Source organism: Sulfurivirga caldicuralii (assembly GCF_900141795.1).
Classification (GTDB): domain Bacteria; phylum Pseudomonadota; class Gammaproteobacteria; order Thiomicrospirales; family Thiomicrospiraceae; genus Sulfurivirga; species Sulfurivirga caldicuralii.
In genome coordinates, this window is sequence record NZ_FSRE01000003.1 from 221,163 (window position 1) to 237,112 (window position 15,950).

The following is a 15,950-nucleotide window of genomic DNA, read 5'->3' on the forward strand; positions in this document are numbered from 1 at the left end:
CCTTATGTCACGGCGGGCTCACCTCCAGCTCGGCTTAAAAGGTGTGCGGCGAACCACGCTTTCATCTGTTGTGCAATCTGTTTCGGCGGCTGACCGTAAAAATTGAACGGCTCGCTGATCACCACCCGAATCGTGCCCGGGTATTTCAAAAAGCTGTTCTTCGGCCACATTTCACCGGCATTGTGCGCCACCAGATAGCTGGGCACATCAGCCTTGGCCGCCAGCATCGGGCCACCAATCTTGATCTCGCCCAGCACGCCCGGCGGCATGCGCGTCCCCTCGGGAAAAATCGCCACCCACAGGCCCGCCTGCAGACGCTTCAATCCTTCGCTGACCAGTTTCTGCAGTGCCTTTCGCCCCGCCTTGCGGTCCAGCGCAATGGGATGCAACAGCGCCATGCCCCAGCCGAAAAAGGGAATCTGTAGCAACTCCTTCTTCAGCACATACACCTGCGGCGGGAAAATCGACTGCAGTGCGATCGTCTCCCATGCCGATTCGTGACGAGCAAAAATCAGGCCATTTTTTCGGGTGTCAATATTTTTACACCCCTCAACCTGATAGCGAATGCCACAGGTCACCTTGAGCCACCACAGGGTGAACTTGCCCCACAGCGTCATGTAGCGGTAGCGAACCTTAAACGAGAACGGCCACAGAAACTGGCCGGTGACGGCAAAAAAGATCATCGAGGCAATCCGCCCGATTTCGAACAGCGTGGAGCGCACCAGCACCACCGGCAGCCAGCGCTGCCAGCCGCCGGGCGCCGGCGACGCCTCTTGCGGGGCAGGCGGCGAACTCTCGGGCGTTGGCAGTGTGTGCCTGATGGACGACTTTTCCTTTACGGACATAATGCCTCCGCAACGGTAGCAAGGTTGTCATGAACCGGTACGTTCAGGGCAGCAATGTCCTCCGCATGGCTGGCCAGCGTGCGCTCCCCCTTGCCGCTGCGCACCAGTATGGGCTGCATGCCCACTGCCTGCGCCGCCTGCACATCGCCCCAAGTATCGCCTACAAAGGGCACGCCCGTCAGTTCACAGCCGTAGCGGGCGGCGATGGCACGCAGCATGCCCGCACCCGGCTTGCGCGCCGGCGAATTGTGATGATCCAGATAGGGAGAGGTGCTGATCCAGTCCACACGACCACCCAGCGGCCTCAGCAAGCCCTGCAGCTTCTGGTGCATGGCGCTGAGGGTGGCGTGATCGTAATAGCCGCGCGCGATGCCCGACTGATTGGTGGCCACCGCCACCGTCCAGCCGGCCCTGTTCAACCTGGCGATCGCCTCCAGACTGCCGGGCACCGGCACCCACTGCTCGGGCGACTTGATAAAGGCGTCGGAGTCTTCGTTAATGACGCCGTCGCGGTCCAGCACGATAAGGCGCATGCTCAGGCCGACAGCTTGGACAGATCTGCAATCTGATCAAATGCCGCCTTGATCTGCGCCAGCAGCGCCAGTCGATTGGCACGCAGCGCCGGATCCTCGGCATTGACCATCACATGATCGAAAAAGGCATCCACAACAGGGCGCAGGGTGGCCAGCTGCTCCATGGCTGCCACGAAGTCACCCGCCTCGATGGCGGCATCTACCTGGGGCTTCAGCTGCATGAATGCCTGCCACAGCTGGCGCTCTTCGTCCGCTTCAAAGCGGCTTTCATCCACGCTGTCCGGCACCCGCTCCGCTTTTTTGAGAATATTGCCAATGCGCTTGTTGGCCGCCGCCAGGGCTTCGGCGCCCTCCAGCGTGCTGAAACGGCGCACCGCATCCATGCGACGGGCAAACTGGATCGGCTTGCGGCTGGGCACGGCGCGCACCGCTTCGAACTGCTCGGGCGTGGCGCCCTGCTCCAGATACCAGGCACGCAGACGGCTGTACATGAAATCGACGATTTCCTCGCGCAGCGCATCGGTATAGTCCACCGCGTCGTGCTGCTTGAGCGCCGCCTCCACCAGCTCCACCAGGTCCAGATCCAGTTCGTTTTCAATAATGATGCGCAGCGCACCCAGCGCGGCACGACGCAGGCCATAGGGATCCTTGTCGCCGGTGGGGGCCTCGCCGATGCCGTAAATGCCGGCGATGGTATCCAGCTTGTCGGCAATGGCCAAGGCCTGACTGATGCCGTCAGCCGGCAGGCTGTCGCCGGCAAAACGCGGCTTGTACTGATCGTCCAGTGCCTGCACCACCTTGGGGTTTTCGCCCTGCGCAAGGGCATAGTAGCGCCCCATGATGCCCTGCAGTTCCGGAAACTCGCCTACCATCTCGGTCATCAGGTCACACTTGGACAGGTGGGCAGCCCGTTCGCACAGGGCGGTGTCCTCGCCCAGCAGGCGGCCGATCTTTACAGTCAGGTTTTCCAGCCGGTCCACCTTGTCCATGAGCGTGCCCAGCTTCTGCTGGAATACCACGGTCTTCAGCCGCGGCAGGAAGTCTTCCAGCGGCTGCTTGCGGTCCTGATCCCAGAAGAACCTGGCATCGGCCAGACGCGGGCGGATGACGCGCTCGTTGCCGTCGCGCACCGCATCTGGGTTCTTGCTGTCGATATTGGCGATGGTAATGAAACGGTTGAGCAGCTTACCGTCGCTGTCCACCACGTGGAAATACTTCTGGTGCCCCTTCATGGCCGAAATCAAACACTCCGGCGGCACCTCGAGGAAAGCCGCGTCGAAGCTGCCCATAATGGCGCGCGGCCACTCGTTCAGGGCCGTGACCTCATCCAGCAGATCGCCGTCGATCACCGCGTGCGCGTCCACTTCGGCCGCCTTTGCCTGGACCTGCTCGGCAATCTGCGCACTGCGCAGATCAAAATCGGGCTCCACAAAACCCTGCTCGCGCAATACGCGCACATAGTCATCCGGCTGCTGCAGCGTCAGCGCCTGCGGGGCATGGAAGCGATGACCATGGGTGGCGCGGTCGGCCTCATGCTCCAGAATGGTGGCGGGCACCACATTCTCGCCCAGCAGCATCACCACCCAGTGCACGGGGCGCACAAAGGCCGCGTCACGGGCGCCCCAGCGCATGCGCTTTGGAATGGGCAAGCGATCCAGCGCGGTGCTGACGATTTCCGGCAGCAGCTCCGTGGCGGGCTTGCCCGGCTGCTGCAGGCGATAACCCATCCACACCCCCTTGGGCGTTTCGATTTCGATCAGCTCATCAGGGGTGACGCCGCAACTGCGCGCAAAGCCTTCCAGCGCCTTGGTGGGCTTGCCGTCGGCATCAAAAGCCGCCTGTTTGGCCGGGCCGCGGCGCTCAATCTCGCGATCTGCCTGCTGCGTCTGCAAGCCGCGCAGCAGCACGGCCAGTCGGCGTGGCGTGGCATAGGCTTGCGCAAACTCAAACGCCAGTTCGGCCGCCTCCACCCCCTTGACGATCTCGTCGCGCAGGGCGTCGCGCAGGCGTTTCAGCGCCTTGGGGGGCAGCTCTTCGGTACCCAGTTCGAACAGAAAATCCTTGCGTTCCATTATTTGCCCTCCTTCACCAGCGGGAAGCCCAGCGCTTCACGACGATCGTAATAGGCCTGCGCCACCTGACGCGCCATGTTGCGCACGCGCCCGATAAAGCGGGCGCGCTCGGTGACACTGATGGCGTGGCGTGCATCCAGCAGGTTGAAGGTATGCGATGCCTTGAGCACCTGCTCGTAGGCTGGTAGGGGCAGTCCATCATGGATCAGCTTTTCAAATTCCGCCTCGCACTCTTCAAAGTGGCGGAACAGCACCTCGGTATTGGCCTTCTCAAAGTTGTAGGTGGACATTTCCACCTCATTCTGGTGGAACACGTCGCCGTAGGTGACCGGTCCGTCGGGCCCTTCCACCCACACCAGATCGAATACGGAGTCCACGCCCTGCAGATACATGGCGATACGCTCCAGCCCGTAGGTGATCTCACCGGTGACAGGGCGGCACTCCAGCCCGCCCACCTGCTGGAAGTAGGTGAACTGAGTCACCTCCATGCCGTTGAGCCACACTTCCCAGCCCAGCCCCCAGGCGCCCAGGGTGGGCGATTCCCAGTTGTCTTCCACGAAGCGGATGTCGTGCACCAGCGGGTCGATGCCCAGCATGCGCAGCGAGTTCAGATAGAGATCCTGAATGTCGTCGGGCGAGGGCTTGAGCACCACCTGAAACTGATAGTAGTGCTGCAGGCGGTTGGGGTTCTCGCCATAGCGGCCGTCGGTGGGGCGGCGGCACGGCTGCACATAGGCGGCGCGCCAGGGCTCCGGCCCGATGGCGCGCAGGAAAGTGGCCGGGTGAAAGGTGCCCGCGCCCATTTCCATGTCGTAGGGTTGCATGACCACGCAGCCCTGCTGCGCCCAGTAGTTTTCGAGGGTGTGAATCAGCCCCTGAAAGGTGCTGACCTGTGGGTTATCGGTAATCGCTGCCACGGTTTTCAACCTGCTTTCGTTCGCTTGAATGGGCGAAATTATAAGGGCTTGCTTGCCCGCTTGGCTTGCAATAGCACACAAGTCGCTTAGAATTGATGTTATAAACTCTTGAGAACTCTGTATGGCCGCACTGCTACAACGCTCCCGCTCTCTGCTTCTCACCCTTCTGGTGGGGGTGGTTCTGACCTTTACCCTGTTTCATGCCATGAGCGGTCGCGCAGCCAACGACGATGCCGGCCAGCTGGCACTACTCAAACTGCCACTGCCGCCCCTGCCCCAGGCGGACAACACGGCCCCGCAGGCCTGGGAATCGAACACCCCTGACCACGCCACTAAAACGAACCCTGCACCATCCGCCACGCAAAAAACCGTTCAGGCGGGCAAGAACGATGTATTCAGCACCGTGCTCATGCGCGCTGGCGTGGATTACAACACCATCGATACACTGGCCAAACTGGATCATACCGAGCGAAAACTGGTGCTGATCCATCCCGGCGACCGCTTCACCGTGGTATTCGACGCGAAGCAGCAGCCCGAGCGCATTATCCGCCATGTCAACGCCGTCACCGACATCGTGGCGGAACGAGGGGCCGAAGGCTGGAAGATCAACACCCTCAAAAAGCCGGTGGATATCATCATCACCATGGCCCAGGGCACTATCGAAGACAGCCTGTATGACGCCGGCAAGCAGGCGGGACTCTCCGATAAGACCATCATGGCACTTGCCAACCTCTATCAGTGGGATATCGACTTCGCCCGCCAGCTGCGTCCCGGCGACACCTTCAAGGTCATCTATGAAAAGCGCTACCTTGACGGCGCCTATCTGGGGGACGGGCGCATACTCGCCGCCGAAGTGCATACCAGCGGCAAGACCTACACCGCCTTCGCCCTGCGCGACGCATCGGGCAAAATCATCGGCTACTACGATGAGGACGGCCACAATCTACGCAAGGCCTTCATGCGTAACCCGGTGGATTTCGTGCACATCACCTCCCGCTTTACCCGCAAGCGCTGGCACCCCACCCAGCACAAATGGAAAGCGCACCGCGGCGTGGACTACGGTGGCAAAATCGGCACGCCGGTGCACGTCACCGGCAACGGACGCGTCACCTTCAAGGGGTGGAAAACCGGCTACGGGCGCGTGGTCTTTGTACAGCATGGACGCAGGTACACCACGGTCTATGCGCACCTGTCCCGTTTCGGCAAGATCCGCAAGGGCAGCTATGTGAAAATGGGGCAGACCATCGGTTATATCGGCCAGAGCGGCTGGGCCACCGGCCCCCATTTGCATTACGAGTTCCGCATCGACGGAAAACACAAGGATCCTCTGCTGGTAAAGTTCCCGGACGCCTCCCCGGTACCCGCGCAATACAAAAGCGCCTTTCAGGCGCAGAGCCGTTTCCTGATGGCGCAGCTGCAGCGGCTCGACACGGCCCACCAGCTGGCGCAGTCATTTGAATAAATGAATGTTCTGGGGGTTCTGAGCGGCACCAGCGCGGACGGCATCGACCTTGGGCTGTGCCGTATTGAGGCCGGCCGACCGATATATCTGACGGCCTTCGAAACCTTTCCCTTCCCCGCCGCCCTGCAGGACAAGCTTCGCCATCTGCCCGGCCGATCCGCCCCATTGGCACAGCTGGCCACGCTGCAGAACCAGCTGGATGCAGCCTTTGCGCAGGCGGTCAATCGCTTCCGGGCGCAGCATCGCGATCCTGTCGAACTGATCGGCTTCCATGGACAGACCCTGTGGCACGATCCCCGCCACGGCAGCAGCTGGGCGCTCGGCTCCGCGGCCGCCCTGGCGGCACGAACGGGCGTGCCTGTGGTCGCCGGCTTCCGCGACAGCGATCTGGCCCTGGGCGGCCAGGGCGCACCGCTGGCACCGCTGTTTCACGCTGAGCTGTTCGCACACCTGCCCAAACCGGCTGCGCTGGTCAATATTGGCGGCATTGCCAATGTCACTTTGCTATTGCCCGATGGCCGCATCCAGGGATGGGATACCGGTCCCGGCAACGGCATTATCGACGAGCTGATGCAGCATCACTTTGGGCAGCCCTTTGACCAAGATGGCGCCACCGCTGCCCGCGGTCGCGTAAATGATGGTCTGCTAGCCACACTGTTGCGCCACCCCTACTTCAGTGAAGCGCCCCCCAAGAGCACCGGTCGCGAACAGTTCAACCGCGCCTGGTTTGCACGCCTGCAGGACACCCCGCTTGCCCCGGAAGATCAGGTGGCCACCGCCGCCGCCCTGACGGTCGAGACCATTGCCCGGGCGCTGGCATCCGTGGGAGCAAAAACCGTCGTGCTGATGGGCGGCGGGGCCCATAACACCACGTTGCAGGCCCTTTTGCAGGCGCATCTGCCCGAGGCAGAATTTTTCGACCTGAAAAAAGTCGGGGACCCCCCCGTGGATGCCATCGAAGCCATGCTGTTTGCCTGGCTGGCGTGGAAACGCTGGCACAACGAAGCCGTTGACTACACAGCCATCACCGGCGCCGCCCGTCCCGGCCTCTACGGCAGCGTCTGGCAGGCATAAGACACCTTCGCAAGCCCTCTGAACGGTTGAGACAGTAGAAGTTCCGATTCGAGGCGCAGCGACCGTGGCCTGGTCTCTCTCTGCAAGCGAGATGCAACGCCACCCTGAGCCGCTACAGCCCTTCCTCCCTTGGTTGAGACGGGCCGGTGGCCTCCTCTGCGTCGCGCGCCCTGCCGCTGGCGCCAGCAAAGGGGGCGCCGCGCCTGCCATCTGCGATCATCGCCCCTGCAACACGAACACATTCAAAGGCCCATAAAAAACCCCGCTCGCGGCGGGGCTGCTGATGGACTCGAGTGTTGCTTACAGCGGCTTCTTGAAGCTGAACATACCGCGGATATCACCCGGCTTGAAGCCGGTGGCCTGATCATGGGGATAATAGGTCTTGATGGCTTCCATCACCGGCGCATGCACATGCGCACCGTGACAGGCCACACACACCTTGCCGGTGGGAATCGCCTTGGCGTAGCGGAACACCTTGTGGCCGTTTTCTTCCACCACTTCCCCAACTTCCAACTTCTTCACGTCTGCGCCCCGAGCCTTCTGCTGCTCAAACTGCGCCAGCACGCGCTTTTCCCACTCGTCCGGTGCATTGTTGGGGTTGCGCACCTTCGTGCTGGTGCGCTTGAGCTCCCAACCGGTCTTTTTGGACAGCTCGGCAGTGATCTGCGGCGCCTTTTTGTGACACACGTCGATGGCGTGCACGGGGCCGCCGGATTTCATGGCCTTCTGCAGCTCGGGCTTCAGCGTGCCCAGAAACTGCCTGGCGATCTCACGCCCTTCCTCCTTGAGCGCGCTCACATCCGCATCGCCGGCCCAGGCTGTGCCTGCCATGGCCGCCATCAGCGTTGCAATCAGGGTCTTTTTCATCGGTTGTCCTCCATCGTTGGAATGGGTCCATTATAATTTCACTCATGAAAGAAAATAGTGTCGGCCTGGTCAAACCCAAGACCTTTCATGTGGATGAACCGCTGCATACCGTCAGCGGCAGCGTCATTCCTGCCTATGACCTGGTGTACGAAACCTACGGTCAGCTCAATGCCGACAAGTCCAATGCCATTCTCATCTGTCACGCCCTCTCCGGCAACCATCATGTGGCCGGCTATTATGACGGCGATGAAAAACCGGGCTGGTGGGAGCACTATGTGGGCCCCGGCAAGCCCATCGACACTAACCGCTTCTTTGTGGTGGGCGTCAACAACCTGGGCGGCTGCCACGGCTCCACCGGCCCCGCCAGCATCAACCCGGAAACCGGCAGACCGTGGGGTCCGGATTTCCCCATCATCACCGTCAAGGACTGGGTGGTCAGTCAGGACAAGCTGCGCGAACACCTGGGCATCGAGCAGTGGGCGGCTGTGGTGGGCGGTTCGCTGGGCGGCATGCAGGTCATCCAGTGGGCCATCGACAGGCCGGATCGCCTGCGCCACGCAGTGGTCATTGCCGCCGCACCGCGCCTGTCCGCGCAGAACATCGCCTTTAACGAAGTGGCGCGCACCGCCATCATGTCCGATCCCGACTTCCACGGCGGCCGCTATCTGGAGCACGGCGTGATCCCCAAGCGTGGGCTGGCACTGGCACGCATGCTCGGGCATCTCACCTACCTGTCCGATGACCTGATGGGCAAGAAGTTCGGCCGCGAGCTGCGCGACCGGCTCAAATACAACTTCGACGTGGAATTTCAGGTGGAGAGCTACCTGCGCTATCAGGGGGAGAAGTTCGCCACCCGCTCCAAATTCGACGCCAACACCTATCTGCTCATGACCAAGGCGCTGGACTATTTCGACCCTGCCGCCGAGTATGATCACGACCTCTCTAAGGCCTTTGCCCGCGTGCAGGCCGGTTTTCTGGTGGTTTCGTTCACTTCGGACTGGCGCTTCAGCCCGGAACGCAGCGAGGAGATCGTGCGCGCGCTGCTGGACAACGACAAGAATGTCAGCTACGCCGAAATCGAGTCCCAGCACGGCCATGACGCCTTTCTGCTGCCCAACCCATTTTATGAGGGGGTTTTCAGCGCCTACATGGACCGCGTAGCCAGGGAGGTGGGCGCATGAGCAGCGAAAACCGCACCCTGTCGCCCGAATTTCAGCTGATCTCCAGCTGGATCGAACCCAATAGCCGCGTGCTGGATCTGGGCTGCGGCGACGGCACCCTGCTGGCGCACCTGCAGTCAGCCCGCAACGCCAGCGGCTACGGCATGGAGCTGGACCCCAATCTGGTGATCGAGTCCATCAAAAACGGCATTAACGTCATCCAGAGCGACCTGAACAAGAAATCGCTGCTGGACTACTTCGACGAGGACAGTTTCGACTATGTCATCATGACCCAGGCGCTGCAGGTGGTGGACCGGCCGGACCTGCTGCTGGATGAAATGCTTACCATCGGCAAGCAGAGCATCGTCACCTTCCCCAACTTCGGCTACTGGAAAAACCGCGTGCAGCTGATGTTCAGCGGACGCATGCCCGAAACCGAAACCCTGCCCTACCACTGGTATGACACCCCCAACATTCATCTGTGCACCTTCAAGGACTTCGAAGCCCTGTGTGCCAAAAAGGGCTTCGAGATCGTGCGCCGCGCCGTGGTGGACCAGCAGCATCAGACCAGCCTGGGCATGACGCTGTTCCCCAACCTGCTGGGGCAGATCGCCCTCTACCAGATCCGTCGCAAGGACCGGAGTAACGGCTGAGAGGGGGGTCCCCGACTTTTTTGCTGTCCGAAAATTCGGCACTCTCGCAAATCCCGCCCGGCGCACGCCTTGCGGGGGCCCACGCCTGAAAAAGCCCTTCTCCCAGGCAAAAATTGACCCAGATCAAGATAAGAACAATTCCTATTTGCTTTCGTATTTGTTTGTCCCTATAATGCAATCAACGAAAATCATTCTCACTTGAAGCGAGTCACGATGAACGCCAACGACAAGCTGCAGCAAATCCCAGTCTCCGACCTCTGCGCGCTGGATCAGTGTCCGGTCGGCAGCGAATGCGAGATCTGCCAGATCAACGGCGATGCCGCCGAACGTCTGCGCCTGCTCAACCTTGGCTTTCACCGCAAGAGCAACGTCAAGCTGCTTCAGGTACGCAACAACAACTACATCGTCTGCGTGGACGGATCTCGCTTTGCCCTCTCGAAAGACATGGCCAACAAGCTGGCCGTGCAGATGAAAAAGCGCGCCTGAAGGTCCTCTCGGGCCTTTTTACGGCCCCCATTCCTGACCAGAATGCTCGGAAATGCCCATGAAATCCTGTTGTGACGCCGCGCAAAAACCACCCGCCCATGCCGTCAGGGGCCAGTGGCGCATTGCCCTGCTAGGCCAGCCCAACTGTGGCAAGACCACTCTGTTCAACCGCCTCACCGGCAGCCATCAGACCACCGGCAACTGGCCCGGCGTCACCGTGGAGCGCAAGGAAGGCACCTTTACCCTGGGCGACCGCAAGGCGCGCCTGATCGACCTGCCCGGCGTATACAGCCTGATCGACGACAGCAAGAGCGGCAAAGACGAGCGCATCGCCCGAGACTTCCTCACCTGCCAGCCGCTGGATTTGGTGGTCAATGTGGTAGATGCCGCCGCGCTGGAGCGGCAGCTGTTTCTCACCGTGCAGCTGCTGCATATGGGCCTGCCTGCAGTGGTGGCGCTCAACCGCATCGACCTGCTGAAGTCAGCCAATCTTGAAATCGACGCCGAAAAGCTCGCCAACCTGCTGGGCTGCCCGGTGGTGCCCATTTCCGCCTACCGCAACGAGGGCATCGATGCATTCAAGGATGCCATGCAGACCCAGCTGGACAAGCCCACTGCATTACAACTGGATCTGCCCGAACCGCTCAGACAGGTAGTGGAAGAACTGCGCACCGCTGCCGGTGACACACGTCCAACCTGCTGGCAGGCACTGCGCTGGCTGCTCGCACCGGAAGAGGCGCCGGACACCCTGCGCCAGATGGTCGAGCATGCCCGCAGACAAGTGGAATCTGCACTGACTGAAGACATCAACCTCATCATTGCCGACCTCTATTTCAGCAAGGCGCATGAGATCGCCCAACAGGTGGTGCGTCGTACCGACCGCCTGTCCCGTTCCGCCACCGAAACCCTCGACCACCGGGCATTGCACCCCGTCCTTGGACTGCCCATCTTTTTGGGCGTCATGTATCTGGTGTTTGCCCTGTCGGTCAACCTGGGCAACGCCTTTGTGGACGCCTTCGACCTCACTGCCCAGGCCCTGTTCGTGGATGGACCGCGCCACCTGATGGAAAGCTGGGGCGCACCGCAATGGCTCATCGCGCTACTGGCCGACGGCCTCGGCGGCGGCCTGCAGGTGGTGGTCAGTTTCATTCCGGTCATCGCCTTTCTGTTCCTGTTTCTCTCCCTGCTGGAAGAATCCGGCTACATGCAGCGCGCGGCGCTGATTACCGACCGCGCCTTTCAGAAACTCGGGCTCTCCGGCCAGGCGTTCGTGCCGCTGGTGGTCGGCTTCGGCTGCAATGTACCCGCCGTCATGGCCAGCCGCACCCTGCCCAGCCTGCGCGACCGCATCATCACCATTCTGATGACCCCGTTCATGTCCTGCTCGGCCCGCCTGACGGTGTATGTACTGTTTGCCGCGGTGTTTTTCCGCGAACATGCCGCCCTGCTGGTGTTTCTGCTCTACCTCATCGGCATTGGCGCTGCCGTGCTGACCGCCTGGCTGCTGAAACAGACCGTGCTGCCCGGGGAGCGCAAGCCGCTGTTGCTGGAGCTGCCCCGCTACCACTGGCCCTCACCGCTGAACCTGCTCATCAACGTGCGCAACAAGCTGCGTGGCTTCATTCTCGACGCCGGCAAGGTCATCGTTATCGTGGTGCTGATGCTCAATTTCTTTAACGATCTGGGCACCGACGGCACCTTCGGCCACGCCAACAAGCCCGACTCGGTGCTGAGCACCGTGGGCAAGACCATTACGCCGCTGGTGGAACCGCTCGGCGTGAACGAGGAAAACTGGCCGGCGACGGTCGGCCTGTTTACCGGCCTGCTAGCCAAGGAAGTGGTCGTCGGCACGCTGGATGCCCTCTACACGCAGATGGATGGTCATGCCGCCCCTGACGAGAAAGGCCGCTACGATCTGTGGCAGACCATCAAGGCTGCCTGGGCCACCGTTCCCGCCTATTTCGCCGAGTTTGGCCATGCCCTGCTCGACCCTATTGGTCTGGGCGGCGTCATGGAAGCCAGTGCCCAAGAGGCGGGCGCCAGCGATGCGACCGCGCAGAAGATTGCCGAGCTGTTCGGCAGCACCGCCGCGGCGTTCGCCTATCTGCTGCTGATTCTGCTCTACTTCCCATGCGTCGCCACCTTTGCCGCTATCCGCCAGGAGCTGGGCTGGCGCTGGGCGATCTTTAGCGGCGGCTGGAGCATTTTTCTCGGCTATAGTGCGGCCGTCGGCTTCTATCAGGTTGCCACTTTCACTGAGCACCCGGCACAGAGCGCGCTCTGGCTGCTGGGCATTGCCGCCGCCTGGGCACTGGCATGGTGGTGGCTGCGGCGTGCCGGACGGGACCCGAAACACAATCCGTTTCTCAACACGGCGTGAAGCATGCTTGCCCAGGTAAAACACTATATTCGCGAACGGGAACAGGTAAGCGCTGACGACATCGCGCTGCATTTTGATGTGGATCTGGAAACCGTATTCGGCTGGATGGACTACCTGCTGGCCAATGGAATGATCCAGCGCATCGATCCCCCCAGCTGCAGCACTGCGGCCTGCGGCGGCTGCGCCGCCAGCGGACCCGGTCAGGTACATTACCGCTGGCTGGGCCGCAGGGTGCGGCCCTTTCCACTCAATGTAGAGAGTTAGGGCACCTCCGCAAAGCTTCTGAAAGGTCGCGACAGCTGGGGTTCCGATGCAAGGCGAGGCGTGGTGAGTACAACATGATCATGCCGTGCAAACGAGCCGCAACGCCATATTGGGCTAGAGTCGCCCTGTTCCTTCGGGTTGCGACGGGGTGGCGGCACCCGCTGCGTTGCTTGCCTTGCTTCCACTGCCCTCGCGCCTGCAGCATGAGCGCATTCAGAGATTTTGCCAAGGGGCCTTAGGCTTCGAAGCGCTCGCGCGGGAAACGCGCCATGGCATCAGCCACTTCGTGCGCCTGAACGAAAAAGGTGATCTGATCCTGCCGCTCGGTAGGCAGCCAATCGAAATCCACGCCGACACGCCAAGGGCGCTGCGGATCCGGGGCCGTTTTCAACTGCCGGCAGAATACCACGCGCCCCCGGCCGGCGAAAAGCTGTTCCAGCGCCATGAATACGTTCACTTTTTGATACAGCGGCCATTTTTCACTGTCCCACAGGCCAAGCCCCCCTGCACTCAGGTTAACGGTCAGCTTTGGCCACCTCTGCGGCATGGCGCGCTCAGCGTAAAACGCCTTGAGCCGTTGCAGGACCTTCAGCAGGGTGTTCAACATCTTCTCCAGCAGCAGCAACGCTTCGGCGACTGGGTGACCCTTTTCCGCCACGTCGCGCAGGTTGGTTATATAGCGTGTGTGGTCAAACAGCGCCACAGGCGTTTGCGGGTAAATAAACAACCCCTGGGTACTTGTTTGCACCACGCCGACCACTTCACGAATGGTCAGGTCCATGTGCCGCCACAATGCCTGTAATAAACGCCCCAGCTTGCTGTCTTCTGGCAGAATATTGATAAATTCAATTTTGGCATCCTGACGCAGGCGGTACTCGAACCGCCCATCCTCGCGCGGATCGCGATCATCCGCCAGCCACTGCAGCAGATAAAACAGAAAGTTCAGGCGCACCTGCATGTGCGAAAGCATAAATACCAGCTTTGGCTTATCCTTTCCGAGCGCACGCAGGATAGTGTTAAATTCGACGCCCAGCCCTTCATAACGCATGCGCTCCAGATCCGGGAAAAGTGCCTGGGGGTCGAAACCCTCACGATGACCATCCTGATCGCAGGGCTCCAGATAGATGGGCACCTCTACGTCATAGCGCAGGAAACGGCGCATGTTAGCCATCGAGTGCCTCCAGTTTGCGGTTGAGCCATTGATTCAAGGCAGCAATCTCCTCAGGAATCACCGTATGCCCCATGGGCCAGGTGTGCCAGTCCACCTGCGCGCCCGCAGCCTCGAGCCGTGCAGCACTCTCTTCAGCCAGGGACAGCGGCACAATCTCATCAGCCGTTCCGTGAGCCATGAATACCGGCAGCGCCGTGGTGGGTGGCGTAAACGGATACCAGGTGGACAGCGCCATCACTGCCTCAGCCGCCCCCGCCTGCAGCGCCGCATGCAGGGCAATCAGTCCCCCTTGGGAAAAACCGGCCAGCACCACCGGCAGGTTCTGTGCCCGCGCCAGTTCAGCCACGGCGGCACTGCTGCCGTTTATACCTTCAATATCCACGTCTTCATCCAGCTGCAGGCTGCGGATATCGAACCAGGCGCGCATGGGCAGGCCACCATTGATGGTCACCGGCTGCACGGGCGCATGCGGCAGCACAAAGCGTACCGACACGGGCAGCTGCAGCATGTGCACCACCGGCTCGAAATCGTGTCCATCGGCCCCCAGACCATGCAGCCAGATGCAGGCGGCCCGTGGCGGTTGCGGGGGTTCGATTATAATGGGCGGCTTGTCAAACGAGGGTTGCAGCATGAGAAAACTCGGTCATAAAGTGGTTATTTTAGCCGCCCTTGCGCTGCTGCTTGGCGCCTGCGGCAAAAAAGGGCCGCTCAAGTTGCCGCCCGAAGTCCCCAAACAGATGAGTCAGATGCAATGAGCCCCTCCATACCGGATCGTTTTATCCATTTCCCGTGGCGCGATGGCGAGCTGCATGCAGAAAGCGTGCCACTCGCCTGGCTGGCCGAAGAGTATGGCACGCCGCTGTATGTCTATTCCGAAACGGCGCTGCGCGAACGCTATCGCGCCTTTGACCAGGCCTTCGGCTCGCAGCCGCATACCGTCTGCTACGCGGTCAAGGCCAACTCCAACCTCTCCGTGCTGCAGGCACTGGCGCAGGAAGGCGCCGGCTTCGACATCGTCTCGGTGGGCGAACTGGAACGGGTGCTGGCTGCAGGTGGCGACCCCTCCCGAGTCGTGTTTTCCGGTGTAGCCAAGCGCCATGATGAAATTGCCCGCGCGCTGGAAGCGGGCATCAAGTCCCTCAATGTGGAGTCGGCCGCAGAACTGGCACGAATCGCAGAGGTGGCGCAGGCTCACGGTGTGGTCGCCCCCGTCTCGGTGCGCGTCAACCCGGACGTGGACGCCAAGACCCATCCCTACATTTCCACCGGCCTGAAGGAAAACAAGTTCGGCGTGGATATCGCCACGGCCACGCAGCTCTACCGCGAGGCCGCCGCGCATCCGCACCTGCAGCCTGTGGGACTGGACTGCCACATCGGCTCACAGCTCACCGAGCTGACGCCGTTCCGCGACGCCGTGGCGCGGGTGATGGCCCTGCTGGATACCCTGCGTCAGCACGACATCACCCTCCATCATCTGGATCTGGGCGGCGGCCTCGGCGTGCAGTACCGCGACGAACAGCCGCCCGCCATCGCAGACTACGTGCGTACGCTGGTGGAGGCCGTGAGTGATCCGAACATGGAAATCATCATCGAACCGGGGCGTGCCATCGCCGCCAACGCCGGCGTGCTGCTGACGCGGGTGGAATACCTCAAGCACAACGAGGATCACCATTTCGCCATTGTGGACGCTGGGATGAACGACCTGATCCGCCCTGCGCTCTACCAGGCATGGCAGGACATTGTGCCGGTGCAGCCTCACAAAACCGGCACCACCGCCGCGTGGGACATTGTCGGCCCCGTGTGCGAAACCGGTGACTTTCTTGGCAAAGGACGCGAGCTGACACTACAGGCGCAGGATCTGCTGGCGGTGATGAGCGCCGGTGCCTACGGCTTTACCATGGCCAGCAACTACAACACCCGCCCGCGTGCCGCCGAAGTGATGGTGAAAGGGGAACATGCACGCCTGATTCGCCCGCGGGAAGACTGGCCGATGCTGTTCGGCAGCGAGGCCGCCTGTCTACGTTAATGCCCTTAAGCTGCATGATCACAAGAGCTTCGGAGAGGAA

The 15,950-nt window shown here is 61.4% G+C and carries 16 protein-coding genes; 9 read left to right on the forward strand and 7 right to left on the reverse strand.

Annotated elements, in window-relative coordinates:
* Nucleotides 1-2 precede the first annotated feature (2 nt).
* The 4 genes from BUQ81_RS06910 to glyQ are packed head-to-tail and all read right to left on the reverse strand — an operon-like array spanning nucleotide 3 to nucleotide 4,367.
* Nucleotides 3-845, reverse strand: coding sequence for a lysophospholipid acyltransferase family protein (locus BUQ81_RS06910; protein ID WP_084188289.1), 843 nt, complete (start codon nucleotides 843-845; stop codon nucleotides 3-5).
* A complete protein-coding gene (gene gmhB / locus BUQ81_RS06915; protein ID WP_074201653.1) occupies nucleotides 836-1,378 on the reverse strand; it encodes a D-glycero-beta-D-manno-heptose 1,7-bisphosphate 7-phosphatase in 543 nt (180 codons plus the stop codon). The genes BUQ81_RS06910 and gmhB overlap by 10 nt, the downstream gene beginning before the upstream one ends.
* 2 nt (nucleotides 1,379-1,380) lie before the next feature.
* Nucleotides 1,381-3,450, reverse strand: coding sequence for a glycine--tRNA ligase subunit beta (gene glyS, locus BUQ81_RS06920; protein WP_074201654.1), 2,070 nt, complete (start codon nucleotides 3,448-3,450; stop codon nucleotides 1,381-1,383).
* A complete protein-coding gene (glyQ, locus tag BUQ81_RS06925) occupies nucleotides 3,450-4,367 on the reverse strand; it encodes a glycine--tRNA ligase subunit alpha (protein WP_407702709.1) in 918 nt (305 codons plus the stop codon). The genes glyS and glyQ overlap by 1 nt, the downstream gene beginning before the upstream one ends.
* A gap of 121 nt (nucleotides 4,368-4,488) precedes the next feature.
* Between glyQ and BUQ81_RS06930 the strand changes: the two genes are divergently transcribed.
* Together BUQ81_RS06930 and BUQ81_RS06935 are read left to right on the forward strand one after the other, a co-directional pair.
* Complete coding sequence (locus BUQ81_RS06930; protein WP_074201655.1) at nucleotides 4,489-5,829, forward strand: peptidoglycan DD-metalloendopeptidase family protein; 1,341 nt, start codon at nucleotides 4,489-4,491, stop codon at nucleotides 5,827-5,829.
* On the forward strand, nucleotides 5,830-6,903 hold the full coding sequence (locus BUQ81_RS06935; RefSeq protein WP_074201656.1) for an anhydro-N-acetylmuramic acid kinase: 1,074 nt from the start codon (nucleotides 5,830-5,832) through the stop codon (nucleotides 6,901-6,903).
* Nucleotides 6,904-7,203: 300 nt separating this feature from the next.
* Here BUQ81_RS06935 and BUQ81_RS06940 read toward each other — a convergent pair whose 3' ends face one another.
* Nucleotides 7,204-7,770 carry a Tll0287-like domain-containing protein gene (locus BUQ81_RS06940; RefSeq protein ID WP_074201657.1) on the reverse strand — a complete coding sequence of 189 codons (567 nt, stop codon included), beginning with the start codon at nucleotides 7,768-7,770 and terminating at the stop codon, nucleotides 7,204-7,206.
* A 44-nt stretch (nucleotides 7,771-7,814) separates the two neighbouring features.
* Here BUQ81_RS06940 and metX point away from each other — a divergent pair, with 44 nt between their 5' ends.
* From metX to BUQ81_RS06965, 5 genes are all read left to right on the forward strand, one after another.
* Nucleotides 7,815-8,951 carry a homoserine O-succinyltransferase MetX gene (gene metX / locus BUQ81_RS06945; RefSeq protein WP_074201658.1) on the forward strand — a complete coding sequence of 379 codons (1,137 nt, stop codon included), beginning with the start codon at nucleotides 7,815-7,817 and terminating at the stop codon, nucleotides 8,949-8,951.
* Nucleotides 8,948-9,583, forward strand: coding sequence for a methionine biosynthesis protein MetW (gene metW, locus BUQ81_RS06950; protein ID WP_074201659.1), 636 nt, complete (start codon nucleotides 8,948-8,950; stop codon nucleotides 9,581-9,583). Before metX ends, metW begins: the two co-directional genes overlap by 4 nt.
* A 213-nt stretch (nucleotides 9,584-9,796) precedes the next feature.
* Complete coding sequence (locus tag BUQ81_RS06955) at nucleotides 9,797-10,069, forward strand: FeoA family protein (protein WP_084188290.1); 273 nt, start codon at nucleotides 9,797-9,799, stop codon at nucleotides 10,067-10,069.
* A gap of 58 nt (nucleotides 10,070-10,127) precedes the next feature.
* On the forward strand, nucleotides 10,128-12,449 hold the full coding sequence (gene feoB / locus BUQ81_RS06960) for a Fe(2+) transporter permease subunit FeoB (RefSeq protein WP_084188313.1): 2,322 nt from the start codon (nucleotides 10,128-10,130) through the stop codon (nucleotides 12,447-12,449).
* Nucleotides 12,450-12,452: 3 nt separating this feature from the next.
* Nucleotides 12,453-12,713 carry a FeoC-like transcriptional regulator gene (locus tag BUQ81_RS06965; protein WP_074201660.1) on the forward strand — a complete coding sequence of 87 codons (261 nt, stop codon included), beginning with the start codon at nucleotides 12,453-12,455 and terminating at the stop codon, nucleotides 12,711-12,713.
* 235 nt (nucleotides 12,714-12,948) lie between these two features.
* Here the strand turns inward: BUQ81_RS06965 and BUQ81_RS06970 are convergent, their stop codons facing one another.
* The gene (locus BUQ81_RS06970) at nucleotides 12,949-13,884 is read right to left on the reverse strand and encodes a PilZ domain-containing protein (RefSeq protein ID WP_074201661.1); all 936 of its coding nucleotides are present in this window, start codon (nucleotides 13,882-13,884) and stop codon (nucleotides 12,949-12,951) included.
* Nucleotides 13,877-14,515: an alpha/beta hydrolase gene (locus tag BUQ81_RS06975; RefSeq protein WP_074201662.1), complete on the reverse strand. Its 639-nt coding sequence runs from the start codon at nucleotides 14,513-14,515 to the stop codon at nucleotides 13,877-13,879. The genes BUQ81_RS06970 and BUQ81_RS06975 overlap by 8 nt, the downstream gene beginning before the upstream one ends.
* Between BUQ81_RS06975 and lptM the strand changes: the two genes are divergently transcribed.
* Nucleotides 14,514-14,639: an LPS translocon maturation chaperone LptM gene (gene lptM, locus BUQ81_RS08860; RefSeq protein WP_234947390.1), complete on the forward strand. Its 126-nt coding sequence runs from the start codon at nucleotides 14,514-14,516 to the stop codon at nucleotides 14,637-14,639. The two genes, BUQ81_RS06975 and lptM, sit on opposite strands and share 2 nt — an antisense overlap.
* Nucleotides 14,636-15,910 (forward strand): diaminopimelate decarboxylase, encoded by a 1,275-nt coding sequence (gene lysA, locus BUQ81_RS06980; protein ID WP_074201663.1) that lies wholly within the window; start codon nucleotides 14,636-14,638, stop codon nucleotides 15,908-15,910. Before lptM ends, lysA begins: the two co-directional genes overlap by 4 nt.
* Nucleotides 15,911-15,950: the final 40 nt, after the last annotated feature.